This is a genomic window from Burkholderia sp. GbtcB21 (assembly GCF_019091065.1).
Classification (GTDB): Bacteria; Pseudomonadota; Gammaproteobacteria; order Burkholderiales; family Burkholderiaceae; genus Burkholderia; species Burkholderia pyrrocinia_C.
The window spans coordinates 1-250 of record NZ_JAGXKA010000358.1 but is presented as its reverse complement, the minus strand read 5'-3'; the positions used below and the strand labels follow the sequence as shown (position 1 = coordinate 250).

The window sequence follows — 250 nt, the reverse complement described above, 5'->3', positions numbered from 1 at the left end:
GACGCCCGGGTAGTCGGCCTCGAAGCGCCGCACCGCGTCGGGCAGTCCGCGATACAGCATCGAATGGACGAAGCCGATCCGCAGTCGGCCCGCGGGGCCCGACGCGGAGCGCACCGTCAGGCGCTCGGCCTCGGCCGCCTGCAGCAGCAGCCGGCGCGCTTCGCCGCGCAGCACCTCGCCCGCGTTGGCCAGCGCGACGGGCTTGTTTGTGCGCGAGAAGAGCTGCACGCCGAGCGCGTCCTCGAACTTG

1 pseudogene is annotated in these 250 nt (G+C 73.6%); it reads right to left on the bottom strand.

From position 1 onward, the window contains the following. A pseudogene (locus tag KVT39_RS37105) lies at positions 1 to 250 on the bottom strand (LysR family transcriptional regulator); the annotation flags it as partial.